The 25645-nt window shown below is 67.8% G+C and carries 24 protein-coding genes; 7 read left to right on the top strand and 17 right to left on the bottom strand.

Going from position 1 to position 25645, the window contains the following annotated elements; translation table 11 throughout:
* Positions 1-179: 179 nt before the first annotated feature.
* The 3 genes from IH45_RS0139385 to IH45_RS0139375 all read right to left on the bottom strand — a co-directional run bounded on the left by IH45_RS0139385 (position 180) and on the right by IH45_RS0139375 (position 3431).
* On the bottom strand, positions 180-1067 hold the full coding sequence (locus IH45_RS0139385; protein WP_030680674.1) for a sulfotransferase domain-containing protein: 888 nt from the start codon (positions 1065-1067) through the stop codon (positions 180-182).
* Entirely contained in the window at positions 1064-2572 is a 1509-nt protein-coding gene (locus IH45_RS0139380; protein WP_078898004.1) for an MFS transporter, read from the bottom strand. The genes IH45_RS0139385 and IH45_RS0139380 overlap by 4 nt, the downstream gene beginning before the upstream one ends.
* 73 nt (positions 2573-2645) lie before the next feature.
* Entirely contained in the window at positions 2646-3431 is a 786-nt protein-coding gene (locus IH45_RS0139375; protein ID WP_030680668.1) for a class I SAM-dependent methyltransferase, read from the bottom strand.
* Between the two features lie 371 nt (positions 3432-3802).
* On the opposite strand from IH45_RS0139375, the gene IH45_RS0139370 reads away from it, so the two are divergent.
* The 4 genes from IH45_RS0139370 (at position 3803) to IH45_RS0139355 (ending at position 6310) form a co-directional block, all read left to right on the top strand.
* A complete protein-coding gene (locus IH45_RS0139370; RefSeq protein WP_158813439.1) occupies positions 3803-4267 on the top strand; it encodes a hypothetical protein in 465 nt (154 codons plus the stop codon).
* 95 nt (positions 4268-4362) lie between these two features.
* Complete coding sequence (locus tag IH45_RS1000000149090) at positions 4363-4989, top strand: hypothetical protein (RefSeq protein ID WP_158813437.1); 627 nt, start codon at positions 4363-4365, stop codon at positions 4987-4989.
* Between the two features lie 265 nt (positions 4990-5254).
* The gene (locus IH45_RS0139360; RefSeq protein ID WP_030680660.1) at positions 5255-5506 is read left to right on the top strand and encodes a hypothetical protein; all 252 of its coding nucleotides are present in this window, start codon (positions 5255-5257) and stop codon (positions 5504-5506) included.
* Positions 5507-5614: 108 nt separating this feature from the next.
* Entirely contained in the window at positions 5615-6310 is a 696-nt protein-coding gene (locus IH45_RS0139355; protein ID WP_030680658.1) for a hypothetical protein, read from the top strand.
* A 19-nt stretch (positions 6311-6329) separates the two neighbouring features.
* On the opposite strand, the gene IH45_RS1000000151190 is transcribed toward IH45_RS0139355, so the two are convergent.
* Positions 6330-7402, bottom strand: a protein-coding gene (locus IH45_RS1000000151190) for an IS630 family transposase (protein WP_463607460.1) whose coding sequence is annotated in 2 segments (ribosomal slippage) — positions 6330-6913 and positions 6913-7402 — 1074 coding nt in all. Because the reading frame shifts where the segments join, the coding sequence is not laid out codon by codon here.
* Between the two features lie 798 nt (positions 7403-8200).
* On the opposite strand from IH45_RS1000000151190, the gene IH45_RS1000000150425 reads away from it, so the two are divergent.
* A complete protein-coding gene (locus IH45_RS1000000150425) occupies positions 8201-8509 on the top strand; it encodes a hypothetical protein (RefSeq protein ID WP_234440848.1) in 309 nt (102 codons plus the stop codon).
* Positions 8509-8919 carry a hypothetical protein gene (locus tag IH45_RS1000000150420; protein WP_234440847.1) on the top strand — a complete coding sequence of 137 codons (411 nt, stop codon included), beginning with the start codon at positions 8509-8511 and terminating at the stop codon, positions 8917-8919. The genes IH45_RS1000000150425 and IH45_RS1000000150420 overlap by 1 nt, the downstream gene beginning before the upstream one ends.
* Positions 8920-8977: 58 nt before the next feature.
* Here the strand turns inward: IH45_RS1000000150420 and IH45_RS01000000144595 are convergent, their stop codons facing one another.
* From IH45_RS01000000144595 to lanKC, 8 genes are all read right to left on the bottom strand, one after another.
* Positions 8978-9451 (bottom strand): transposase, encoded by a 474-nt coding sequence (locus IH45_RS01000000144595; RefSeq protein WP_050515505.1) that lies wholly within the window; start codon positions 9449-9451, stop codon positions 8978-8980.
* A 547-nt stretch (positions 9452-9998) separates the two neighbouring features.
* Positions 9999-10592, bottom strand: coding sequence for a transposase family protein (locus tag IH45_RS1000000150725; RefSeq protein ID WP_078898002.1), 594 nt, complete (start codon positions 10590-10592; stop codon positions 9999-10001).
* 286 nt (positions 10593-10878) lie between these two features.
* The gene (locus IH45_RS0139320; RefSeq protein WP_030680649.1) at positions 10879-11652 is read right to left on the bottom strand and encodes an ABC transporter ATP-binding protein; all 774 of its coding nucleotides are present in this window, start codon (positions 11650-11652) and stop codon (positions 10879-10881) included.
* Positions 11653-11662: 10 nt separating this feature from the next.
* Complete coding sequence (locus IH45_RS0139315) at positions 11663-13000, bottom strand: MFS transporter (protein ID WP_030680647.1); 1338 nt, start codon at positions 12998-13000, stop codon at positions 11663-11665.
* Positions 12997-14940: an FtsX-like permease family protein gene (locus tag IH45_RS0139310; RefSeq protein ID WP_078898001.1), complete on the bottom strand. Its 1944-nt coding sequence runs from the start codon at positions 14938-14940 to the stop codon at positions 12997-12999. Before IH45_RS0139310 ends, IH45_RS0139315 begins: the two co-directional genes overlap by 4 nt.
* 106 nt (positions 14941-15046) lie before the next feature.
* The gene (locus IH45_RS1000000149620; protein ID WP_199810777.1) at positions 15047-15139 is read right to left on the bottom strand and encodes a class III lanthipeptide; all 93 of its coding nucleotides are present in this window, start codon (positions 15137-15139) and stop codon (positions 15047-15049) included.
* Positions 15140-15183: 44 nt separating this feature from the next.
* Positions 15184-15273: a class III lanthipeptide gene (locus IH45_RS1000000149615; protein WP_199810776.1), complete on the bottom strand. Its 90-nt coding sequence runs from the start codon at positions 15271-15273 to the stop codon at positions 15184-15186.
* Positions 15274-15275: 2 nt separating this feature from the next.
* Positions 15276-18026, bottom strand: coding sequence for a class III lanthionine synthetase LanKC (gene lanKC, locus IH45_RS0139295; RefSeq protein ID WP_234440845.1), 2751 nt, complete (start codon positions 18024-18026; stop codon positions 15276-15278).
* 1195 nt (positions 18027-19221) lie between these two features.
* Here lanKC and IH45_RS0139290 point away from each other — a divergent pair.
* The gene (locus IH45_RS0139290) at positions 19222-20262 is read left to right on the top strand and encodes a LuxR C-terminal-related transcriptional regulator (RefSeq protein ID WP_158813429.1); all 1041 of its coding nucleotides are present in this window, start codon (positions 19222-19224) and stop codon (positions 20260-20262) included.
* 232 nt (positions 20263-20494) lie between these two features.
* On the opposite strand, the gene IH45_RS0139285 is transcribed toward IH45_RS0139290, so the two are convergent.
* The 5 genes from IH45_RS0139285 to IH45_RS0139265 form a co-directional block, all read right to left on the bottom strand.
* Positions 20495-20692, bottom strand: coding sequence for a hypothetical protein (locus tag IH45_RS0139285; protein ID WP_030680634.1), 198 nt, complete (start codon positions 20690-20692; stop codon positions 20495-20497).
* Positions 20693-20732: 40 nt separating this feature from the next.
* Positions 20733-20873 carry a hypothetical protein gene (locus tag IH45_RS1000000149085; protein WP_158813427.1) on the bottom strand — a complete coding sequence of 47 codons (141 nt, stop codon included), beginning with the start codon at positions 20871-20873 and terminating at the stop codon, positions 20733-20735.
* 147 nt (positions 20874-21020) lie between these two features.
* Entirely contained in the window at positions 21021-21599 is a 579-nt protein-coding gene (locus tag IH45_RS01000000144585; RefSeq protein ID WP_063763099.1) for a hypothetical protein, read from the bottom strand.
* A gap of 315 nt (positions 21600-21914) precedes the next feature.
* On the bottom strand, positions 21915-22202 hold the full coding sequence (locus IH45_RS0139270; protein WP_030680631.1) for a hypothetical protein: 288 nt from the start codon (positions 22200-22202) through the stop codon (positions 21915-21917).
* A 96-nt stretch (positions 22203-22298) separates the two neighbouring features.
* The gene (locus IH45_RS0139265; RefSeq protein ID WP_030680629.1) at positions 22299-25139 is read right to left on the bottom strand and encodes a DEAD/DEAH box helicase; all 2841 of its coding nucleotides are present in this window, start codon (positions 25137-25139) and stop codon (positions 22299-22301) included.
* Positions 25140-25645 lie beyond the last annotated feature (506 nt).

Here is a 25645-nt window from a genome sequence, read left to right as displayed (position 1 = left end):
TTTCCCTGTACGAGAGCAATGAGTGCGGTCCCTCGGGCGGCACGTGCAACATGACGGCGGCATCGCAGTGCTGTACCGCTATGGTTTTCGCCCCTGGCCCGTCCGCCCGGACCGGCCACGAGCTTGGGCTCGGCTGCCGCTCTTCGTTGCGGCGTGAAAGGTCAGGAGGTGCCGCATTCTTATGATGCGGTCGTCTTGTAACCGAAGCGATGGGCTACCTCGGCGATCTGCCCGGTGCTGAACTTCTGGTGCAGGCTGGGGGTCATCCAGTTGTGCCATTCGTTGGGAGTCCCGCTGCGCATGATACGGGTCCTGGTTGCGTTTCCGCTGCTTCCCGTGGCCGAGCTTTTTTCTTCGTGTGCTCGCATGCTTTCGAAGCTGCTTCGCTCGATCGCTTTCAGCAAGTCGGCTTGCTTGACGTCTACTTCCAGGTCTTCGAGATTTTTCCGCAGCGTCGGTACGGGGTTGGTCTTGAGGTCTTCGAAGGTTGTCACGGTGCTTCGCTGGAAGTTTGCGCGCACCTTGTCCCATGAGTCATAGAATGACGACCAGTCTTCGAGCCGGGTGACTCCGGCAGGGCCTGGCTGTTCCAGCCACTGCTCGAAGGTGTGGGCCATGAGGTCCAACGGGTCTTTTGCGAAGTTGGTGCGGAACTTGTGCCAGGAGTAGAGGGAGTCACGCGGGTCTCTGATCAGAATCCAAGCCCCCAGCAAAGGGCGGGGTTCCAGGAACTCGGGGGTGAGGTGTGTCTTCACGAACCGGGGCCATCGGGGCCGCTCCTGGGCATTTTCGTCCCAGGTGCTCCGGTCGGTGGCGGCCAGCCTGCTGCGATATTCGGCATAGGCAGGTACTGGCCTGCTCGTGCCGTCGGCGTTCAGGGCATCGATGTAGGGGTCTGCGTAGTTGAGTTCGAGCTCCAGAAGAATGTTCCCCAGGAGGGACTGGCCGGAGCCTCCGATACTGGCGACCGCGATGTCCTGGTCGCCGAGTACCTCGATATTGTCCTGGTAGAGGGCATTGTAGCGGTCCTGTATGCCGTGGAGCAGGTAGTAGATTTTCTCGCTCATCGATTTCCCTTGTCTGATGTGTCGGGAGAACGTGGTGAGGAGTGCGCGTCGCTCGTGCCGGTGACCGCTGATGCACGGCCCGGATGCCTTCTCCGCAGACCTGGCGAATCGCCCAGCACCGCGACCGTGATCCCGCCGACAACAGCGATGCCCGCTGCGACGGTGAAAGCGAGTTGATACCCCGTTGCCAGTGCCGCGGCCCGGTTGGCCGTCTCCGCGGAGCCGCTTCGGGCCGCGGCGATACTGCCCAGCCCCGCGACGGCGAAGACGCCCGCGACGTACTTGGCAGTTTCGAAGACGCCGTAACCCACGCCCTTGTCATGGGCGGAGATGTCCTTGCCTGCGGCGACATTGAAGGAGACAGCTCCCACTACCGTTCCGAGCCCCAGGATGAGCATGCTCGGCAGGATGTGCGGCAGGTAGGCGCTCTCCGGGTCGGCCAGGGCGAGCAGAGCCAGGCCGACAGCGCTGGCGAACTGGGCGCCGGCTGCCACCACCGTCCAGCGGAAGCGGTGCAGGAGCCGGTCGGCAACGGACGAGCCGACCAGGACCACGAGCCCGAGAGGACTGAAGGCCAGCCCCGCACCGAGGGGGCTGTATCCGAGAGCCTGCTGGAAGAAGAGCAACCCGATGAAGACACTTCCCTGGTAGGCAAATTCATTGGCCGGCATCGCGAGCACCGCGGTACGGAAAGAGGGCACGCGAAGTGTTCCCAGGCGCAGCAGGGGGTCCTTTGTTCTGCGTTCGTGCAGAAGGAAGCCGGTGAACGCAACAGCAGACAGTGCCAGGGGGCCCAGCGTGCCGAAGGTGGCCGCACCCGCGGTCTCCGTGTTCGTGATGGCGAAGACGAGCAGCATGAGACCGGCCATGGAGAGCACGACGCCGGGCAGGTCCAGTCCGCCGGCCGTCGCAGCCGGCGGCTGGCGCTCCAAGACCTTGGGCGCCACCAGGGCGGCGAGGAGCGCGACCGGTACGGAGAGCAGGAAGACGTAGCGCCAGCCGAGACCCTGCGTGACGACGCCACCGAAGACGGCGCCGCCTGCCGCCCCCAGCCCGCCGGCCACCGCGACAGCGGCGAACAGACGGTTACGGTCACGCGGCGACCGCTGCGCGCTGATGATCGCGAAGGATGTGGGGACCGCGAGAGCGGCCCCCACGCCCTGCAGCATGCGCCCCGGCAGCAGTAGCCACAGTGCAGGGGCGAGACCTGCCAGCAGTAAGCCGGCGATGAACAGTCCGAACCCGGTCATGAGCACCGGGCGGCGTCCGTAGCGGTCGCTGCATCGTCCGCCCAGCAGCAGCATGCCGCCCAGGGGGAGGGTGTAGGCCGTCATGATCCACTGTGCGCCGGCCTGGCCGAGCCCCAGACTGTGCTGCACCGCAGGAAGTGCCACGGTGACCACCAAGCCGTCGAAGACGACAAGGAAGTTCGTGGTCGTGAGCAACGCGGTGAGCAAAATCGCCTGGTGACGGCGAATCCGCTCAGCAAACCAAGAACCGTTCATGACCTGCAACGTTCCCGCACACGAGGATTTTTCACGCTCACCTGCCTGTCACAGACCCGGCGAGGCAGCGGCTTCAGGCGCCCACGCGGCGGGCTGCCCACGCGCGGGTGAGATAGGTGGTCCGCACCGTCTCTGCATCCCCGATGCGCCGCCGCGCATAGCCGAGGAACTGCTCGAACTTCTCTTCGCCGAGTTGTACGCGGACATCGTTGACCGAGCGCCATACGCCTATGTACTGATCGACGGTTTGCTGCACCTCGTGACGCCCCTCGAGGAGGATGACATCGTCGAAGTGCTCACTCGCCGCCAGCCGGTCGGAAAGCTCGTCCATGAGACCTTGCCGGGCAGATGAGACCCGCCTCATGTCCGGCTTCAGCCGGTCCAGTTCCGCTTCGATGTCCATAAGCAGGGGACTGGCCTGGATGTAACGGGGATTCCACAGTGCGACAAACCACCCCCCGGGACGCAGCACGCGGCTGAACTCCTGCGTGCCCTTGTGGAAGTCCACCCAGTGGAAGGAGGAGGCCATCGTCACAAGGTCTGCCGATGCGGTGGCAAGTCCGGTTTCTTCACCGCTCCCGGCACGCCAGGCGATGTCATGGTGCGCGGAGTCCCTCTCCCCGGCCGACCGCATGGTGTCGTTGGGGTCGACGGCCGTCACCGATCGAAAACCGGCTTCCGCGAGCATGCGGCTCCAGATGCCGGTGCCGGCCCCCACGTCGACGGCATCACATACCTCAGCAGACCCGCCGAGCAGGCCGATCAGCGCGGAAATGACTGAGGGCGCGTACCCCTCACGGTATTTGGAGTAGTTCTCGGCCAGGCTGGTGAAGTCACCGTGCTTGAGGATCGCAGTCACGTGAAGTCCTTCCTCCGTCGCGCAGGGCTGTACGTGCAACTGGTCGCGGGAAGCGCAGCCGGTCAGCGGACTGCTCCCGCCATGCATTCCCCGAGAATGCGGGACGCCGCCGACTCCGGGTTGGTCTCGGAGAAGTTCGCTATCTGCAGATCAGGATTCTGTTGTGTTGTCGGCTGGTTTCTGGGGTGTGGTCGGTGAGTTGTGCGGTGAGGGCTGGTGAGGCTGTGCGTGTGGGTCTTCGGGGCGCGCGTGCCGGCGGGGGCCTACCAGGTTCTGTGCCAGGGGTGGTTTTCAGGCGGGTACGGGGCGGGGGTGGGCGTGCCGTCGGGTTCGATGCCGTGTGGCCAAAGTTGTGTCCATAGGGGTTCGATGTGGTGGGAGCGGGCGGCCGGGCACTGGGCACGAAGCTGCCCGGTGCGCTGGGTGATGTCGTCGGAGGCAGAGGGCTCGCGGGCAGGGCGGTCACCGGCGCTGTCGCCAGCGGGGCGGGCCAGGCGGCCGCCGACGCGGTCGACATCGCCGACGGCAACGCGGGCGGCAAGACGAGCGACAGCATCATCCCCGACCTGATCACCAGCGGCCTTGGCGGTGCGGCGGGCGGCGCATCGGTGCACGGCGGCGATACCTGGTACGACCGTGGCGGACCCGGCGGCGGACGGTGCCGGGGCCCCGAGTCCGGGCCCGCCTTCGGCTCGGGCCGGGAAGCCGCCGCCAACGGCGTGGTGTACGGAGATGCCAACGCCCATGAGACCGACCGCACCGCCGACCACCCGGACAGCCCGTTCGACGAGCCTCGTTCCAAGCTGACCGACCCGGACGGCGCCTACAAGGAGTGAGGAGACAGCCAAGAATGTGGCGCTTTCGAAAAAGCCTTCGCAGATACCGCGAGGATCCCGATTGGCACTATCGCAAGCGAGAATCCCGCGACTGGGTGAAACGATTCGGTGCACCCGGCCACCCCTTCGGCCTGCGCGGCAACCACGTCAAGCACATCCTCGAAGGACACATACGGGGCTACGAGGCAACGCTCTTCCACCTGGCCGCCGTACACAGAGGCGGCCGGCACGCCACCGACGTCAGCATGTATTCCGTGGCCGTACTGGCCCTGCCCACCGCGCTGCCTGCCACCGTCCTCTCCCCAACCAGCCTCGTCCGCCGCTTGGCCGTACCGCCCCTTCCGCCCCGAGCCGGCACCCCTGTAGACCTCTCACCCACCCACCGGCCCCGAATGACCGCGTGCTCGACCGCCCCCGCCTTCGCCGGCCTGATCCTCACCGAGCACGTCATCCGGACAGCGGCGGACACCAAGACGGGCTGGCGCCTGCACGAAGCCCACATCATCGGCTGGATCCGGGAACGCAAACCGTACGGGCGCATCATCGGGCTCGCGGAAGCCTTGGCGGATGTCGTCGAGGAGTTTCCGGTAGCGGTGTGGGGCTGGGGCCGCCCTACACCCGGATGCCCATCGGCACACTGGCATCTCCGAGTTGTCGGCCGAGCGTGTGGCCGTGCGGCCCGAGGCGAACCGGGCCGAGAAGGCGGCCCGCGACGCCCGTGAGGAGGGACTCCGCGCTCAGGGGCTGCTGGTGGCGGCAGGTCCGTTCCGGCTACGGGTGGCTGTCTCTCGTTCGGGCAGACGTTTTGTTACCGCAGCCGCTCCGCCTGACGGTGCCGGTCGTGGTGCTGGACTGCTTGCTGGGGAATGGCACGGGTCCAGTCGTCTGGGGCGCCGGCCTGGCGCAGTGTTGTGATCTGCCGGTCGTGGTCGGGGTTTCGGGGTTGGCGTGGACACGCAGGTAGGTGGGGCCGTCGTTGTCAGCGGTATGAGCGTGGAAGTCGTGCGCGCCCTGAAGATCCTCGCGTCCGGCACGGTGGCGGTGTCCGAGCTGGCCGACGCCGGCCCGGAGACTGCGGCCGCACCCGCCGGGCCGGTACGCACCCGGGAGACCGCCTGGGACGGCTACCGCCGCGCGCTCGCCGCCCGCCGTGAGGTTGCCCTACCGCGGCAGGTGGGCCCGGATCCGGTCTGGGCGCTGAGCTGGTCCGTCACGGCGGGATGGCGATCGACGCCCTGACGTTTGTCCAGGTAGAGCGCGCTGGTCGGCTACTCCCGTGAGTGCTGTGACCGGGAAGGTTTGCCGGGTCGCCGAAGCTGTGCGAACCCGGGCCCGTAGCCTGGCCGGATGCCCGATGACATCCTTGCCCTGTGGCCCCTCGCGCCTGCCTCCGAGACTGACTGGCTTGCCGAGCTCGCCCAGGACAACGGCCTCACCGGCTATGAGGCACCCGGGCGACCCGATGCCGCCTGGGTGCTCGGCGGCATGTACGAGCGCGGGGGAACCGCCGGGGATTCTTTCAACGACAGCCAGAGCCGGGACGAGCACCCCGGCCCGGGTTGGCAGCGGCTGCGCTGGGCAGAGCTGGCCGCCCGGATCGGTGATCCAGTCGTGCCGCAGGGCGTGTACCCCTGCTTTCGCTGCTTTCCCTCCGCGAAAGAGGCGGGCATCCGGCCCGGCTCCATCGAGTGGCCCGCCGAGGGCAGTCTTGACAGACCGACATGGGACCAACTGATCCGGTTCCTCACCGAGCACAGCCCCCAGGGAGCGGACACCCCCTGTCTGGTGTACTACAACCCGATCGTCGTGCAGGATTTCGAGAACGGGCTTGTCCGCTCCGGCCGACTGGGCGACACCCAGGCCCTCTTCGACAACCCGGACATCCTGTACACCCCCTCCAACCTGTGGGCCGCGGACCGCTCCTGGGTTGTCTGCACCGACTACGACCTCTGGGGCACCAAGGTCTGCGGGCCCCGCCCGCTCGTCGAGGCGCTGCTCGCGGACCCTGAGACCGAAGCCGTCCGCCTGCCTTGGACCAGCTAGAGATCTTTAACGGTGGGGGTTAGGCGAGGCTGAGGTCCAGTCCGGTTCCGGTGAGGTAGCCGTCGATGAGGTCGGGCCGGTACTGCATGCGTTTGAGGCGGTTCTTGACCAGGAGGGCGAGTTGGTCGATGTCGTGCTTGGCGAGGTTGGTCAGGGACCGCTTCAGATGAGACCAGACGGCTTCGACCGGGTTGAATTCCGGCGCGGAGGGCGGCAGGTGGTAGGCGGTCAGCCAGTCCCGTGCCTCGATCGACCGCTGCATCGCGGTGCTGCGGTGCGTGTTCAAGTTGTCCCACACCAGTACGATCGGGCCGCCGAGCTGCTGGTGAGCGGCATCCAGCAGCCGGGCGTAATCGGTCTCGGTAAAGCCCTTGCGCCGGCCCCGGCCCGGGCCGCGGTGTACGAGTGTGCGGTAGATCAGCCGGGGCCGGTGGCCGGGCCGGGTGCAGGCCAGGGCCGCGAGCGAGATGCGCTTGGTGCCCGCGGCGGACACCCGCACCACCGGGGTGTGTCCGCGCCGGCCCCAGGTGCGGCCCCGCGGCGGCCTCAGCTCCTGCCCGGCCTCGTCCTCGAAGCAGATCCAGGCGCCCAGGTGTGCCGCCGTCCTTTTGCCGCCGGCCACTGCTCGCCCCTCCACGCGGCGATACGGGCTTCGTCCCGCTCGGCCGCCCGGCGGGCCGGGACCTGCACGCTCCAGCCCGTGCGGTGCAGCAGCAGGTCCACCCTGGCGAGCGTGTAGTGCACCCCGGACCGCCGGTGGATGACGGCGGCGATCCGCGCCAGCGTCCAGCACTGGTCCTCGCCCCGGCCGTGCACGGCCGGACCGGCGGCCCAAGCCGTCTCCAGCTCCCGCAACTGCCGGGTGCCGAGCCGGCAGCGGGCGCCACCGGCTCCTTTGGGCGCCAGCGCCTCCCGTCCGCCGTCGGCCAGGGTTCGGCGCCAGCGGTTCACCGACATCCGTGTCACCCGGAACCGCCGGGCCACTTCCCGGTCACCGACGCCCGCCTCGATCCACTCAGCCGCCGCCAGACGCACCTGTTCCCGCCGGGCACGCTCCGCGGCACTCAGCCCGCCCCCATCGGGATACCTCATACCTCCGGCATACCGAGTGCGCCACCACCCGTCACCCGGACGGCAAACCCCCACCATTAAAGATCTCTAGTGCTGGGACTGGGTGTGAGTTCTCATTTCTCTTGCGGTAGAGAGATCGCTCTGACCTGCGAGGATGCAGATGGCTGAGAGATGCCTCGCTAGGTTTTCTCCGTGCGGATCAGGACCTTGAGCTGCAGTACCGCAGGCTTGGTGAGAATCCCGCAGATGTGTTGAGAATTCCGGTAGCGGCCAGGGGTGTCTGCATGCCTTCGGCTGACGAACCCTTGCCGGGTGGGTGTCTGTCATGGACTGGGCATCAAGTGCTCCCGACGCGTATAGAGCAGTGGCTGGGGGAGCGCAGGTGCCCGCTCTGCGCCCTTGGTCTTTGCAAGCTGGTCAGCGTCGGGCGGGCCCGAGAACGCCGTCGTTCAGCCCGACGGGCTTCAGCGTTGATGGGCTGGGCGGGGGGAGGGTTCGCCGGTGATGATCTGCTCGTTGGCTGCGGTATGGCGGCCGCTCGAGTGGGAGACCGTGTTTCGTGCCTGACTTGCCTGCCCCGAGTTCGACGGGTGTTCGTATCGCCGGTGACCGGTACCAGTGGCTGGTCGCGTGGCAGGGTTGTGCCACGGCGGTGCGTGACGCGGCGCTGCGCGTGCCGAACCCGGTGGTAGCGGTCGGCGTTGAGGCGGACGGCGTGGGAAACGTGGATGACGTCGTCTTGTACCGCGAGGACCCGCCGCACACCTACATGCAGGTCAAGTACGCCGCAGACAGTTCCTCACCCGTCAACGAGGAGTCTTGCTCAAGCCGAGCGACCAGGGCGGCCCGTCGATCCTGCGCAAGGTGGCGCAGGCCTGGCAGCAACTCGCCGGGGACGGCACTCTGGTCGATCTTGCCCTGTTGAGCAACCGGTCCCCGGATGCCGGGGATCCGCTGATCTCACTGAGGGATTCCCGCACCCAGTCGCTCGTGCCGAAGGCGGCGCAGCGGGGACCGCGATCGAAGAAGGGGCAGGCGCGCAGTCGTTGGGCCGCCGGTATCGGGGTGAGCGAGGACAGGCTGCTGGATCTGTTGAAGGTGCTGCGCTTCGACCTGGCACGGACGTGATGCACCTGCATGAGCACTTGCAGGTGCTGATGTTCGCTGCCGGGTTGCGGTTCGATGAGGAGGCCATGCACGCCGGCGCGGACTGGGTGGCCCGCCGAGTCGCCGATGGGCAGCGCAGGCTGTCCCTGGCGGATGTCAGGGAGGCGATCCGGTCTCTGCGTCTGGAGGCCGGCACGTCACGGGCGGTGCTTTCCGTCGCCACTTTGAAACCGGACCCGATGGCGGAGGACGCCGACTACACGGTGGACTGGGCGGACCGCTTCGAGGGCGCATCGCCCTACGTGAAGCGGCGTCCGCTTGCCCCGGCGACCTGGGCGCAGTTGCAGGCGGACATCGAAGCGGCACCGTTTCGGATGCCGCCGGGAACGACCTCCATCGCCGTCACCGGCAGTTGTCGGCGTACGAGCTGAAGTGCATAACCGCGTACGAGTAAACGGGGCCTGTCGCTGATCTTGTGACGGCACTGACTCAGTTTCTGAGGAGGTTGCGTGTCCGGAGGAGATCGAGATTGGCTCGGCCGTAGCCGGCGCGCTTGAGGAGCTTGGCTCTGGTGACCTGACCTGACCTGACCTGACCTTCGACCTGGCCGGAGCTCCAGTGGCTAGAGAGCCCGGCGACGACGGCCTCCTGGTCGCGCGCCACGCCGTCGGTGAACTGGTGCAGATGCGGCAGGTTGTCGCGACGAACCTGTTCGATCCAGCCGGGTAGGCCGTCGCCGCGCCGTTGGTGCATCAAGGCGGCGAAGCCGCGGATATGCCGGACGGTGGCGTCGAGTTCGGGGCAGGCGGCCCGGAGCTCCTTCAGCTCCTGCCGCTCACTCGGCCGCAGGACGTCCGGGTCAGTCATGATCCACCTCAGCGCCCGCCGGGGCTTGGGCGGTGTCCAGGGCGGCGGCGCCGGGATGGTGCCCAGTTTGAGCTGGCGGATATAGCTGCTGACCATGGTGCGCTCGCCGCGAAAGCCCTGGTCGCGGACTTCGCGGAAGAGCTGTGAGGCATTGCGGCAGCCCTCGCTGTAGCGCTGGTAGAGAAATGCCTTGTAGTCGTCCAGCTTCGTGCGTCGCTGGGTGACCTTGACCAGCAGCTCCCGGACGTCGGGGTGCGGGCATAGCGGCGGACGGCGTAGTAGTCCAGGTGCAGGTCGCGGCTGATACCGCGCAACGGCCGACCCTGGGAGAGGAGTTCCTGCACGGCCGTATGCCGCTTGAGCATGGTGGCGACGATGCGGCGGGCCTCCCACGAGAGTCGAGCATGCCGTCCGGCATGGGCGGGAGTCCTTCCTTGGCCGGCCCCGCTTCGGGATCGGGCTCAGGCGCCCGGAGACAGGAGTAGTGGCTGGTCACCGTCTTCTCCACGGCCTGGGCGAGGTTGTGCCAGACATGCCAGACATCCGCGATCTGGATCGCCTGGGGTGCGGCCCGCTTCGCGGCTTCCGAGTAGGCCGACGCGCGGTCGCGGCAGCCGATCTCCACCTCGGGGTGGTCGGTGAGTCAGCGGGCGGCCGGCTCGGCTCGCGGCCGGACAGCACCTCGATCGGCCGCCGGGTTTCGAGATCCACCAGCAGTGTCGCGTGTGTGTCGCTTGAGCAGCGCGAATGCGTCCATGCCCGATACCCGTACGGATTCGGCGGCCTGAACGGGCGTGGCTCGCAGTAGCCGTAGCAGAGTGTCCTTGGCCACCGGCATGCCGAGCCTGCCCGCCGGCCGGGCGCCAGGTGGGCCTGCCAGGACCTCGGCGATACGCCCCAGCAGCTTGCGAAGCTGCGGGGTGTAGCGGGCGTGCGGGCTGGTCAGGCCCGGGTTCTGCTCGGCGAAGGTCACCGCCGGGCACCACGGCGAGCCGCACGTGAACCGGCGCACCAGCACTTCGATCACGGCCGGCACCCCACCCGCCGGGGCGTCCGCGAGCCTCCGTACGTACCGGCCGTGCACCCGCCGCGACGGCATCCCGCACCGCGCGCATCTCGCCCGCGGGGTACGGCACCGGGTACGAAGCGTGACCACGTTCGTGCTCACCCCGATCGACTCCACCACCACACCCGACAGGTGCGGAAACAACTGTCCCACCCCCTCTGAACTGCACATTCAGAGGATTGCCAGCCCAGCAGCCGACCATCACAAGATCAGCGACAGACCCCGTGAACGGGCCCTGCACAGCCACAGCGCCGACCGGCACGATCGCTGCGCCGGGCTCGCGACGTACTGCGTGGTGTCGCAGTGGGCGAGGGCCTGGCGGCTGGCCGTGTGAAGTCCCGGCCGGACGGCTCGCCGGCAGGCCTCCTCCCGCCCCTCCGGTGCCCCGTCGGGCTCGAAGACGGCACCGCGCACCACCACCAGGCTGCACTGTGCTGCCTCTGTGCCCATGCCCGCTTCAAGCGTTGCCTGTGACATCGAACAGACGCATCCGGTCCAGCACCCGGTCCGCCGTTGGCTGCTGCAGTTCGTCGACGATCCTGCCGTCGGCGAGGAACACCACGCGGTCGGCGCAGGAGGCGGCGACCGGGTCGTGCGTGACCATAACGATGGTCTGGCCAAGCTGCCGGACCGATTCCTGGAGCAGGCGCAGTACTTCGGCGCCCGCCCGGGAATCAAGGTTTCCGGTGGGTTCGTCGGCGAAGATGATCTCTGGCTGGTTCAGTAGCGCACGGGCGCAGGCCACTCGCTGCTGCTGGCCGCCGGACAACTGCGGTGGTCGGTGGGCCAGCCGGTCCCGCAGGCCCAGCGTGGTGGTCACTTCGGTGAGCCACTGTTGGTCCGGGCGCTTGCCGGCGAGGGCCATCGGCAGGGTGATGTTTTCCAGGACGGTCAGGGTGGGCAGCAGGTGGAACGCCTGGAAGATGAAACCGATCCGGTCACGGCGCATCAGCGTCAGCTTCCGGTCGGGCAGTTCGGTGAGATTCACTTCACCGATCCAGGCCGCGCCGGAGGACGGGGAGTCGAGTCCGGCCAGGCAGTGCATCAGGGTGGATTTGCCGGAGCCGGAGGGGCCCATGATGGCGGTGAAGTGTCCTCGGTGGATGTCCAGGGACACTCGGTCCAACGCCGTGACCCGGTGGCCGCCTATGTCGTGGTCCTTGGTCAGGGCGCGGGCGGCGGCTGCCGGGTGGGGGCCCGGGCGGCTCAGCGAGGTGTGTGCCAAGGGCATGTGCTCATCCTCATTCGTTGTTTCTGTCCGTCGGTTTCCGATCCCCGCCTTCGGCGGGCGTCCCTGTCAGCTCGGTGCCGCCGGTTCCCTGACCGCTGGCCGTCTCGAAACCGCCTGAGTCACACGAGAAGCATCCGGCAGTGGCCTGGGATGAGGTATGGAGGTGGCGAACGGTGACGACGTTGCCGACGAGAGCGAGGAGGACCACCAGCAGCGCGGCTCCCAGTACGGTACGGAAGAGGCCGAAGGCGTGGGCGGATACGGCGGTAAGCGTGGGGGCCAGCGGGGAGGCGGCCTGCGAGAGGAAGCTGATTCCGCTGTGTACTCGGCCCTGAAGCTCAGCTGGGGTCATTCGCATCTGCGCGGTGGTCAGCAAGACGGTGACCACCGGTCCGAAGGCGGAGGCGAGGGCGAGCAGGAACGCCGCGGCCCCGCTGCCGTGGACGAGCGCGAAGCCTGTCAGCGCCATAGCGATCGCGCCGGTGGACAGCGCGATCCCGCGCGCCGCCGGCAAACGTCGGGCCACCGCAGGGGCGATCAGGGAACCAACCAGGACCCCGGCTCCGATCGCCGCGGTCTGCGCACCGATGCCCAGGCCAGCCCTCTCCCCGCCAGCCGAGGTGATGATGACGATCAGCAGGCCGTTGAAGATCAGGTTGAGAACAGCGGCATTGACCGCTGCGTAGCGCAGAAACGGCGAGCGCCACAGGAAACGGATGCCTTCCCAGGCGGCCTTCAGGGTGGGCCGCCCGGCCCCAGCAGGACCCGCTCCTGACGGAAGGGCCGCCATACACGCTGCCGCGAGGAAATAGGTGGCGGCATCGAGGGTGAAGACCCATGCCGGTTCCACCGTGAGCAGTGCGCCGCCGGCCACCGGCCCGGCGATCAGGGAGACCGCCGTGCGAGCCTGCATCAACGACAAGGCCCTCGGAAGATGGTCGGGGTGCACGAAATTCCGGACGGCGACGTTCTCGGCCGGCGTCAAGGTACTGCCGACCATGCCCATAAGAAGCGCAGCAGACGTCAGCACGAGAAGGCCTAGGGCACTTCGTGACTGAAGCAGCGCCAGAGTTCCCAGAATCGCAGTGCCGAAAATATTGCCGTAGAGCAGCAGCGTACGGCGATCGAAACGGTCTGCGAACACTCCGGCAGGCAGGCGGGCCAGGAGAATGCCCGCGGAGAACGCCGTGCTCGCCAGCCCGGCTTGCCGGGCATCCCCGGAGGCCTGCATCGCGACCACGGGCAGTGCGATGACCGAGGCGGTCGCCCCGAACGCCGACGCGGCTTCCCCGCCGAACAACAGCCAAAACGGTCTGCCCAGTGCCAGCCCGGACAGTACAGTGTTCACTGTCCTCTCCGGGCGAACTGCCGCTGGACGGTCAGCAGTGGATGGGCCGTCATGAGAGCGGGGGTGCCGAGCGCCACAGCGGCCAGCACCAGCACACCCGCAGTCCACGGGACATCGACCGCCGGCAGCGGACCGAGGCCGAGAGCCACGGACAGCGGCACCAGGCACACCACGGCAACAAGGCCGGAGAGCACCACCCCGATAGCTCCCGCGCCCAGTGCCTCATACAGCACGCAGCGCACCATCTGGAACCGACTGAGGCCCAGGGCCCGCAGGTGGGCACGTTGCGCCACCCTGTCACGCTGCGCCAGCGTACTGGTGTTGGCCGCCGCCAGCAGAGCGTACGCCGCGACCACCGCCACGATCAGGCGGGTGGCCAGGTCGTCGCCGGGACTGCGGACGAAGGTCCGTGCATAGTCCCCGCGCGCGGCGACGGTCTGGCCCTTCGCCGCGGGCCAGGCGCTGCTCGGCCCGGTCAAAAAGATGCGGTCGGAGGTGGGGGAGACGGTGTGAGCGAGGGCGGTGGCGCGCGGGAGAATCACGCGGGGAAATGCCAGGTCGCGCGTGTAGATCGCGACGAGGGTCGACCGCTGTGTCGTGCCGTCGGCCAGCGTCAGGTCCACGGACTGGCCGATCTTCCACTTCGCCTCGTCGGCCAGTTCGAGGCCTGCGGCGAAGCTGCCCTCGGCGACCTTTGTGAGGTCCCCCTCGCGCGCAGAAAGGTCCAGCACGCGAGTCAGCGCGCGTCCGTCCACGCCCCAGGCACGGATGGGCTTCGGCGCTGAACTGCGTTTGCGGCCAGGCACGGTGACCTGGGCGGCCACCACCGGGGTGGCGGTGGCTCCGCGGAGCGGGCCGGGACTTGCCGGGAGCCGAACTCCCGGTTCCGCACTGATCACCGCGTCGGCCCGGAGCGCCGATGCGACCTCCTGCTGGGTCGCGCGTCCCATGGTGGCGCCGGCGCCGAGCAGGCAGGCGGTGAGCCCCACGGCCAGCAGGACGGGAACAGCCAGGGCCGCAGTGCGGGCGGGCGTGGCCCGCAGCCCGGCGGCGGCGAGGGCGCCCACGCGCCGGTCCAGCACGCGCAGGACCGCGCACAGCGGTCTGGTCAGCGGCGGGGTGATCCACGGGGCCAGCACAGCCAGAGTGGGGATGACGAGCAGGGCCAGCAGTGCGGGGATGGCAGCGCGTTCCTTCGCCGAAAGCGGCGCGAGGGCCATGTAGGGCAGCAAGGGCACACAGAACAGCAACGCCATGGACAGGCCGGTTATCAGCCGGGCGCGGCTGCGTTGGAGTCCGGGCGCGCTTTCGTGGTCCTTCAGGAGGTCGATCGCGTTGACCCGTCCGGCGGCCCGCACGCTCAGCAGTGCGGCGAGTACGCCGACGCCGCAGGTCCCCAGACAGACGGCGACGCAAACGCCCCATATCTGGGCGGGTGGCGGCAGCGAGGTGCCAGCGGGCCACATCTGCTGCTCGATCAGCAGACGACGTCCGAGCGCTGCCAGCGGCAGGGCTCCGGCTGCGGCACCGACGGCCGCCGAGACCAGGGCCAGGCGTGCCACGTCCGCGGCCACCATCAGCCGCAGCCGGGCGGCGGTGGTCCCCAGGGCCTTGAGGACGGCGAACTGCCGCAGCCGCTGTCCCGTCCACAGCGACACGGTGGAGCCCGTGACCAGAACTGCACACATCAACAGCATGGACATCAGCAGCCCCATGATCTGCTGAGCGCCCTGGGCGGCAGCAGCCTCGGGCGAGCCCGCCGGGTGATCGTCAAGGCCCGCGCCCAGCATCAGCAACAGGCACGCCCCGAAACCCGCCGCCGTGGCGCAGCACGCTGCCGCCGCGCCGATCACCCTCCCGGGATACGCCCGTACCTCCGACCAGAGCAGACGGGTGGGGGAGATGCGCGGGGCGACCATAGGAGGCGGGGCAGAGGACATGGCAGGCACGATTACTGTCCTTCATGGAGCGGTCAGCTGGGGAAGGTGCGGGGATGCCGCACTCGACGTGGCATCCCCGCACCCCGTCTCTCACGGATGAGAGCTATCAGGTGTCACAGTTGACGACGCTGAGGGAGCTCCATCCCTCGTCGAGGCGGATCTCCTCGGCGAGCTCCTGCAGGGCGAGAACGTTCGTCATGGTCAGTCACCTCCTCTCCGGCGTGGGCGTACCCCGGTAGACGATCAGGTGTCACAGCCCCAGACGCTGAGGGTGCTCACTCCTTCGGGGCGGGTTTCCTCGGCGAGCTCCTGCAGGGCGAGAACGTTCGTCATGGTCAGTCACCTCCTTTCCGGGTACGGGTGCATGTGCCCCGGCAGGCCGCTGCGGTCGGTAGCTCGATCCTGGTCGGGTGAGCACCGGGGAGCAGGCGGGTGCCGGGAGTCTTGGCTGCCTCCATCGCCAGCAGGGCGCCGGCAGCGCCGGTCGCCAGGTCGGCGGACAGGCGCAGGAGCTGGTCACCGCAGAGGACCTGCCCGTTGCCGTGGTCGGCCACATGCAGGGACAGCAGACGTATCTGGTGCTCGGCCCAGCTGCGTGATTGCGGTACGTGAGCGGTGGCGTGGGACAGGAAGTAGGCGAGCCCGGACCGGCCGTTGAACAGACCACCTTGGACCACGGTGTCCACTGCCGCGGCGCGTGCTGCCCCCGCCACGACGGCGTCGACGTTCACCTCGGCGGCTTGTGTACCGGGTAGCGCCATGGCCGCCAAGGCGACGCCGGCCGAACCTTCAGCGAGGTAGGGCAGCAGACGCCGGGAACTGCTCATCTGGAGTGTTCCATCCAGCTCTCGCGCGTGCTGGAGGTCAGCGCGCACAGCGCTCGCGGCGGCCTCGGCCCACTCCTCGTCGCCGGTCAGGCGGGCGCAGCGGGCGAGCAGCACCGCCGGCCCTGACCAGCCGTGCATCAGACCGGGGCGGTCCAACACGCCGTTCTCACCGACGCGGTCCCGCACGGCCGCGGCCAGTTTGAGCGCTGCGTCGCGTACGCCGGTGTCCGACAAGCCGACGTCCAACAAGAGGTGAGCGATGCCGGTCAGTCCGCTGAACAGCCCGGGTGATGAGGGCATCTGGCTTGAGAGAATGCGGTCGATCAGTGTCGTACCCAGTGGGTTGTCGAGCCGGTGCAGCAACCATGCCGTACCGGCCAGCCCGTCGTACAACCCGAGCGGGGTGCGGGCCGGGGCCCGCCGAGCCGCGCGTTCCAGCCACCTCAGGTGCTCGGGAACCAAGCAGGAACCGGTGCTGAGCTGGGCGAGGAGGACACCGGGCGTTCCGTGGGCGAGCCCGAGCGCCGCGCCTTCCCGGTGCGCAGCGATATCACCGGGGAAGAGGCGATCGGTGCGGGTGGTGTCGGCGGACCGGTCGATGCCGCGCAGCAGAGAGAGGGCGCGCGGTGGGGTGAGCGCGGGCACCGCGTCGGCCCGGTGTCCGGGAAGGTAGGGGCACACGGTCGGGGACACGGCCAGGCGTTCCGCCATCCGCTCGACGTATGCGGCCGGCAGTGTCGAGAAGGCGGTGGTGGCCATCTCGATCAGGTGGCCGACGACCGCTGGAGTGCGCTGAACCAGACCGGTGAGCGGCATGAACGCGGAGAGCTGGCAGCAGCCCAGGGAGTAGAGGTCGCGGTCGCGGGCGCTGGTGAGCGACAGGTCGACGAAGCCGGGGGCGCCGAGCGCGGCGGTGCGTTCGGTGTCGACAGATGTGGCCATCTCGAAGTCCACCAGAGTGATGGTGTCGTCGTCACGGATGAGGATGTTGTGCGGGTGCAGGTCACCAAAGGCCAGCCCTGCCTCGTGCAGGCACTCGATGGCGGCCTCCACCTGCCCCAAGTAGTCGAGGGCCAAGGTGGCGTACGTGGCGCGTACCCGCTCATCGGGGTCATGCCGGGTGAGGGGGTAGTCGCGGCCCATCCATGTGCTGAGGGACTCTCCCCGGATGTGCTCCATGGCCAGGTAGTGGTGCTCCCACTCGGTGAAATACTCGATGGGGCGTGGGACGAACGGCAGGTGGCCGACGGCTTTCAGGGCCGACCACTCGTTGCGCAGCCGTTCCACCGCGTCGGCACCCGCCGCATCCAGGCCCGCGTGCGGCCGTGCCTCCTTCAGGACAACCTGAGTGCCGTCGGGGGCTTCGGCCAGGTACACACCCCCACCGTTGGAGAAGTGCAGTGCCTTGAGGATCATGTAGCCGTTGAGCGTGATATCAGTGTCCCGGACCGCGGCGGCGAGGCTGGCGGCCAGGAAATCCGGAGTGTCGGCCCACTCGGGAACGGTGAAGACCGGCCGGCGCCGGTCGGGGACGGCGTTGCCCTGGGGATCGTGCAACGCCGGTACCCGGGAGCCGTCGGGCAGTTCGCACCACATGAGCGTGAACGCCCCGTAGCGGACGGACACCGGCCCCCTGTTCCAGCGGTGGTCCGAGAGGATGTACGGGCCTGGGCGGCCGCCCAGTACCGCATCTAGTTCAGTGAGGGCGGTGCGCAGTTCTTCCGCGTCACGCGGGTAGACGGTGACGACCTTGCCGCTGGCGGCGCGGTTGGCATACTTGCTGTTGAGCAAGTGTGTGACGCGGCGGCTGCGCAGGAATTTCCACGGGAGGTTCAGCTGCCGACACACTGCCCAGGTCTGCTCAATGGCTTCCTCGGCGGTATCGGGAGTGGCGGTGATGTGGACCTTCCAGCCCTGATCGGGAAGCTTCGCTCCGCCGGTGGGGGTGAGAACTTCCCAGACACCGTACTGGCTCCGCTTCCAGCCAACGGGGAGTTCGCGCTTGGCCAGAGAGAATCGTGAGGAGGTGTCGTCGCAACGTTCCAGCGGCTCATACCAATGCGAATCCGCGACGGTATACAGCCCATATTTCGGATCCACTTTCCCTCCATCTGCCCTGGCCGCAAGGAATCCTCGTCCAGTGGTACGCCGAACACGGAGCAAGGTCGCACTTCTGCGCCATCTGCCGACGGGATCATGATCCAGATCGGTCGTACAACTTGCAACCTTTTTAGCTCCAGCTAAAACCAGGCGGAACATCGGCCGTTTTGGCATGGCACTCGCGGTGAGGACGGGAATCCGTCTGCAGAATCGGACGGCTTGTCACGGAAGGGCTGGATGCCGGACCGTCTGCTACGTGTCGGACTAATCGCACCCGGGGTGATTCCCAATTTCTCGGCGAGTTCGCCGTTGCTGCAGCCGTCACGCAATGCGTGGAGAACAGCTGCTCGGTTCCTGCCTAGCAGGGCAGCCAGGCTCTCTTGCGGCAGGCGGCTTGCGGCGGGCGCAGACGGTGGCCCCTCGTCCAGCAGGGAGCAGTGACGGCCCTCTGGGCGGCCGGGGAAGACCAGGACCGGGCCGCTCCCCGCGCCGCCCGGAAGCGACGGAAGCACCGCGGCGCCCCCCTGCAGGAAGAACGAAGGGGACAGCAGCAGTCCGCATCCGTTCGGCTCGACACTCGCCATGCCTGCGGAGTCGATTTCCAGTACGGGCGCGTTCCAGCGTATGCCCGGGCCTAGGCTGTTCAGCAGGGCCCCGATTCCATCACGGCACATGATGTCCCGACGGAGCTCCTGGACCGAGGCGAGACAAGCATGAACGCGCCTCCAGTACGGTCGCACGGCCACCTGGCACATCTCTCCAACGGCAGCTGCTAAGTGTGCTCCCTGTAGTTCCAGGGCGCAGGAGCGGGCTGCACCTGGCGCCTTCGCGTGGCTCGACCAGGCGGACAGGACACCACGAGATCCGCCGCTGTCCCTCGCCAGCCGCCGGGCTCCATCCAGCTCCTTGCCGGGATGCGTTATTGTCGCGATCACTCTATGGCGCCAAGCTTGCAGGAAGTCAATTTTCGTGTTGCGCAGGGCATCCACTGCGAATATCGCCTCGATGTGCTGGCCGAGTGGGCCGATGATTCTGATACGCGCCAAGTCGTCGACGCAAAGAGTTATGCGTTGCACGAGTGTGACAGTTCCGTTTCTTGGTGCAAAGAGTTTGAGTGTCCGCCGGGCGCAAGCGGGCCGCGCGGCTCGGCGTCGCTTCACGTGCGGTAATCCGCGTGGCGAGAAGGGCGGCCACCGGACACCCTGCGGTCACGAGAAGGCATAGATGCCGGCGGTGAGACGTGAGCCGGTTCCGGTGCCATGGATAGGTTAGGCTTCCGGCCCAGCAAGAGAACGCCAGCCAGGGCGTCGCATTCCCGCCTGGCGGTAGCATGAGGGATTCCACCGTGCCTAATGTGTCACACGTCACACGCGAAGATGGTTCACTCAGATCGCGAGCCACGGAGACCAGGACGGTCTTTCTCCGAAGCGAGGACCGCGAGGTCTACAGATGGATCGCCGGGGGCGCGCATTGCTCTGTCAAGGAAATCACATCAGGGACCGGGCGGCAGCAGCAGGAAATTGAGACGTCGATCGGCAGGTTGCTTCAGATGCATCTGGTCCGTGTCGACTCGACGTCACCTTCGAAATACCTTGCGGTGTCACCTGAGACGGCGCGAGTCGAGCTCGTTGCGCCCCTGCAGCGCGATATCGAACACCGGCAGCATGAGGTCGACCGCATACGCGCGGTGCTGTACGAGCTCACCAGTGACTACCAGGAAGGAGTAGCGCGCTCCGCGGGACCCGCATCGGTGGAGGTCGTCACATCGCCTCGCCAAGCCGCTGAGCTGACCGAGCAGTTGGCTGCCTCTTGCCGTTCGGAGATCCTGCTCTCCGAACCGGATGTGACCGCCGCTATCGCGGCCATGCCGTACTTTCATTCAGGAGGCAAGCCCGTACTCGGTGCGGATGTCGAGGTCCGCGTGCTGTTCCCGCACACGGCACGCTTCCGGCGGGACCTGGCCGAGCGCATGCAGGCCCAGGCGCAGCGCAATACGTCGTACCGCACTCGGAGCGACAGTTTCATGCCACTGATCGTTTTCGACGGCCAGGTGGCAGTTTTTTCCGATCACACGCGCTCAGACGCAATCGTGCTGGTTCGGGACTCCGCCGTGGTTTCGTTCGCGGTCGCAGCCTTCGAGCGGGCGTGGACCCGGGGCGTCACGTTCAGTACCTCGTACGAGCGCCAAGTGGTTAAGGAACTCTCCGAAAGCACCAAGCGCACCATCTTGCATCTCATGGTGCAAGGTGTCGACGACCGGTTGATCGCGCGACGACTGAACATGTCCTTGCGGTCCTGCCAGCGCCACATAGAAGTCATCATGCGGCGGCTGGGCGCCAAGACCCGCATGCAGGCGGGTTACCTCGTCAGTGAGCGTGGCCTCCTGAAGGACTGAACGAGCGGGCAGGAGCGCACGAGAGCGAGTCGCAGGGGGCGGTCGCCGACGGCTTGGCAACTCGCACGACCGTGCTGTTGCTTGGCGCGGGGCGGCAAAGCCCCGCTCGCAGAAGTCCCGATTGAGCCTCACAGCTCAATGCGCTGGCGTCCCAGAAGGATGCTACGCCAGGAGCCAGAAGCGCTGAGCTTGCTCTCGCCGACGCCGGGCGGCGGCATGGTCATGGGGCGCCCTACGGTGCCGCCGCCCTGTCGTCCCGCTCGGGAGCAGGTACCAGCTCGTCAGGGTCGTGCATCTCTGCACCGGCGAGAGGGAACACCACGATGACCTCACCCAACACGGTGGTTGAAGCCATCTCGCCGATCGGGTCCTCGGGGTGGTCAGTCTCTCCGGTGGCCATGACCCGGTCGCCCTTGTGCCACTGCTTCATGGGCGTGCTCCTTCGTAACGGTCCACTGCGGTGCGGGCGCTCAGTCCCGTCCGCTGCACTCGCCCAACTTGATGTGCCCGTTCACCCAGTATGCGGTGATGATGCCCTTGTGGCCGTAGTTCTTCCCGTCAACGATGCGCAGGCCGCCCACCTGGCCGTCGCCCAGCACATCGACCCGCACTGGGTGCACCAGTGCTTGCCGAGTGCGTGCGTCTGCCGGGGCGGACGACGGCCGGCACGCGGTATACACGCCGCAGCGGTCACACCCGTGCGTTCACCACACGACCCCTCCGCCGCCGACGCCCACGTCTCGCCTGCGCGCTGAGCGCTACTGGGGGCCAGCCGGCGGTTCGCTGCCGCGGCTGCGTGCCTCTGCCCGCTCCCGCATAAGGCTCCGGACGCGCTCCTGCTCGGCCCGAATGGATGGTGCGTTGGCCCGCTCGTAGTTATCCGACAGAGACTTCACCGCGTTCTGAATTTTGCCGAGCTTGTCCTCGATCTGTTTGGTCGGACGGTTTTTCATCAGGGACTCTGCCCAGGTACCGAAGTCGACCACGTACTCGAGCGGCTCCACGGTTCCGCTGGGACCTTCAGACTCGACGGTGAAGGTATACGCGGTGGGCAGGCCACTGTTTTGGAACCGATCCTGGTTATCTAGGAGGAATTCGAGCCGACGCCCAGGCGGCAGCATGGGAATGGTTCGGGACAAGGCGCGCTGCACCATCTCTGTCATATCGTCTCCCCACGCGGAGAGCAGGGGCGGATTGCAAGAGATACGCACATTTCGAGCCATGGTCGAGCCGATGTTCTCAATGACGACCACCAGGACTCCCGAGGCTGGATCCGAAGGCTGGATGTCAACGATCACGTACGGCTCACTCTGCTCCCGGTGGATGCGCTCTGCCAACGCCAGCTGCTCGCTGTGCGCGCGTTCTGCCTGTCAAGGTTGTTCGCTAGCAACCCGCACCTGCTCATCGGCTGCACGGGCCTGCCGCCCGGAGTGGCTCGCCGCAGCCGATGCAATCCTCGCCTGCCAGACGGCGATCCCAGCGGCACCCACTGCTACGACACCCGTGCTGAGCGTGATCCAGTCTCCTGCGTCCATGAAACGAAGCTAGCGGGAAGGACTGACACCGCACTTAGAGAGCTCCATCCGCAACAGGGACGAGAACGTATACGACCGTGAACGGTCTCCCGTCAGTCGGCGGGAGTCCATCCGGTATCAGTCGAGGTCAGGCTCGTAACCGCCAGCCGCGCCGTTGCGTGGGTCGTCGGGCGGCTCGGGCACCGTGCCGCTGCCTTCGCAGCGCTCGCACGTGATCGTGGTCCGGCTGCCGTCGGGCGCCTCGACGGTGATCTGCCCGTTCTGGCACGAGCCGCACCTGGGCACGTCGTCCTCCTGACGCTCACGCTCCCGCTCGCGCAGGAGCTGCAGCGTCATATTGATCATGCGGCCGTAGCGGCCGTCCTCGCGCAGCAGATGCGCGTACTGCGGATCTACCCAGCCCATGAGCGGCCTCCTGGTGGTTGCGGGTGGTACGACTCCAGCGTCCTCCGATGCCGGTGACCGGTCCAGGCGCCCACCCGCCGCTGAGGGGCCCGGACATCACGTCGTTGCCCATTCGAGCCCCAGCTCGGCCAGCGCCGCGAGCTGTTCGGCCCCCAGCCTGGCGCGTCGGGTCTTGGTGTTGGACAGCCATACACCCAGCCGCACTGCCACCTCCTCACCACCGTCCTTACCGCCCGCGTCGGCTTCTGCGGGCCGCAGGGTTTCGGTGTGTTTGCGGGGGACGGTGAGGGTGTTCTCGCGGGCCTGGTACTGGGTCAGTGCCGCGATGCCGCATTGGAAGGTGTTCATGTCGGCCAGGCCGGGGACGCCGTCGGGGAACGCCTCGGTTCCCGTCGCATCCTCCATCACAGCGCCCCCGGCCTCGGCCTCCATATCGCCGCTGGTGGGGTTGATGCCGAGGGCGGCCAGGCGCTCGCGTTGCCCGTCGTGCAACTGCTCCCAGCCCTCGCGCTGCGCCTTGAGCCAGCGGCCGATGTCCTCGCCGTCCACGACGACGCCCGGGCGGATCTCGCCCGGCGTGGCACCGTCGTCTTCCACCAGCCGCCGCACGAGAACGTAGCGGCGTTGCCAGTCGATGGGCCAAGCCGGATTCCAGTCCGCATCGAGGGCCTCCAGGAGCCGGCGGCGCTCCTTGGCGCGCTCCTCATTGGCGCCGAGGCCGCCGGCCTTGCGCAGGTTGGCGAGCCACTGTCCCACAGCCACATCGTCGGCGACCGCTTCCTTCGGGGCGGCCAGCGTCCCGTGGACCGCGTAGTACGTGCGGGCCGCGGACAGGTTCTTCATGAACTTCGCCTCGGCGACCGACCAGACCATACCGAGTTCGTCCAGCAGCTCGGCGCGCCACGCCTTGAGCGTGCCCGCCCGAGCTGCCCGCCGCTGCTCGCTGACCCACGCCCCCAGACGGTAGGTGCGCTCGCCGTCTTCGCCGAGAGCGACGGTGCCGTCCAGCGGCACCTGGGCGTTGCCGTTCTCCTCGACCCAGATGCGCAGGGCGTTCAGGCCGGTCAGCCACACCTCCGAGTCCGGCTGCAGCACCCGCGTGCGCAGGAAGGCGGCGATCACGTCGGGGTTCTTCGGCAGCGAGAACCGCAGCAACGGCGTCTTTGTCTTCTTGCGTGCCTGTTGCCCGCCGGCGTCGGCCCCACCGTCCTCCAGACCGCCGTGGGCATCCTCCTCCGGCCCCGGAGCCTGACCGTCAGCGGCCTCCGACTCCGCGGCGCCCGGGCCCGCACCGTCACCCGCGCTGTCCGCGCTGACACCGCCTTCGCCCGCCTCGGCGGATTCCTCATCGATGTCGGCGTCGGGGTCAAGGCCGATGACGCTGGTGGCGCGGCCGCGGGCGGTGCGGGTGGTGAGCAGCAGCCGCTGCGCGATCCGCTCATCGTGCGCCCGCAGGCCTTGGAGGACGGCGACCAGGGGCCGGTAGGAGGCCGACGCCATCATGTCCTCGGGGCTCTCGCCAGGTTCCAGGAAGACAGGCACGATTAGCCGGGCGACTTTGCCTTCGCCGGGGTTCTGGCGCAGTCCGCGTCCGGTGATCTGCACGATCTGCACCGGCGAGCTGCGCGTGTCGGCGAAGATGACTCCGTCCACGCCGCGCCGGCCGCGGATGTCGACGCCTTCGCTGAGGACCTGACAGCTGTGCAGGATCTGCAGGTCGTTGACCCATCCGTCCGCGTCCTGGCCGTCGGCGAACCGTCCCAGTACCTGTCGCCGGTAGACGGCCGGATGGTCCCCGCACAGCCATTCCGAACCCACCCGCTTCGGATAGACCGCGGGGTCCATCTCGTACAGTTCCGCGGCCGTCTCCGGCAGAGCCCGCGCGGCTGCCATCGCCTCGATGGTGCGCCAGTGGAACGACAGCAGCGAGCGAGTCCCTGCGGCAGTGGTGCTCAGGTGCTTGAGCAGGGCGGCCTGCAGTGCCGCAAGACGTCGGCCGCGCACCTCTTCGACCGGAGCGCCTTCTCCGGGCATCTCGGGGTCGCGGATCTCCAGCACGTCGATCTCGAACGACGCGAGGACGCCGCGTTCGATGGCCTCCATCAACCCGAACTCAAACAGCACCGGCCCGTAGAGCGCTTCGTCATCCATCGAGGCGACCAGCCGCCCCACACCACCCGCAGCATCGTCCTCCGCGGCCCCTGGACGCCCCCCAGAGCCCTTCTCACCCGATCCACGGCCACGGGTGTCACCAGAGCCCGGCTGGACCTGCCACAGGCGTGGTGTGGCTGTCATGAACAGGCGACGCTTCGCGGGGATGCGCTCATTGTCCAGCACCGCCGCCCACGCCTTGCCCAGATCACCGGACGTACGGTGCGCCTCGTCGACGATCAGCAGGTCGAAGGTGCCGAGGCGCTGTCCGTAGGAGCCGCGCATCGCCCGCTCCAGCACCCCCGGCGCCGAGTCGCTTGCCTGGCCCGTCGCGCCGTCCTCGGCCGCAAGGTCGGTGCCTTCGTCCTCCAGGCCCTGCGGCACCAGCGACGCGTACGTCGCGAAGATGGTCACCGATCCGCCGGCCGACGCCCACAGGGCCAGCTGTGTCGGGTTGGTCGTGCACCGCACGCCGAGCGTCTCCAGGAGAGGGTCGGCGCCGAGGGAGCACACGGCGATCATCGGCTCCTGGCGGCCCATGGCGCGCCAGGTTTCGACGGTCTGTGTGAGCAGTTCGAGCGTCGGCACCATTACCCCCACGCGCCCCCGGGGCACCAGGCGTCGGGCCGAGACCGCTGCAAGGCGCGTCTTGCCGGTACCGGTCGCCATCACCACCGTCCCCCGCAGGCCCCCGGCGGGCACTATCCCATCCGGAGGTACGGAAAGGCCTCGGGAAATCGCGTCATCGGCTTCTGCCTGATGCCGCCAAAGACCGCTACTGTTCACTGGCCGACTCCCAACCGACGATTTATGCAAGCGAGTTCTTGCACAGGAATTCCCTGAGGCGCGTTACATACATTTGTCTGACGCGAAGAACCAGAAGTCTCCCGTCCGCTCCGGGGGTGACCCGTTTTTCCAGACTCTACCCGCCATTGCATCACGTTGCATCAGTTTCGGAAAAACGTAGACACGGAGGAGTTGCGTCCCGTAGCATAGGGGCATGCGGTGCGAACCGTGGAGGCTGGCGGTCCCTCAACGGTCCGTTCCCGGAGCACCCAGCAGTGGAAGGGGACAGGGCGCCGCCACCGGCGCAGGCCCCGGCCGCATCGAACACTCACCCCAATAAGTAGCCCGCTGATCTTTGGCCTGATCCACGGCGACAGGAGTTAAAGAGTCGCGAACGCTGCACCACAGAAAAGCGCCTCGCATTGAATTGCGGAGCAATTCAATAGCAATTCCGGAGGAATTGTGCATAAACCCGGAGGGTTTATCGTCTTTGCGGCCCGTAGGGC

It is taken from the genome of Streptomyces rimosus subsp. rimosus, assembly GCF_000720725.1.
GTDB lineage: Bacteria > Actinomycetota > Actinomycetes > Streptomycetales > Streptomycetaceae > Streptomyces > Streptomyces rimosus_A.
This window is presented reverse-complemented; position numbering and strand designations above follow the sequence as displayed.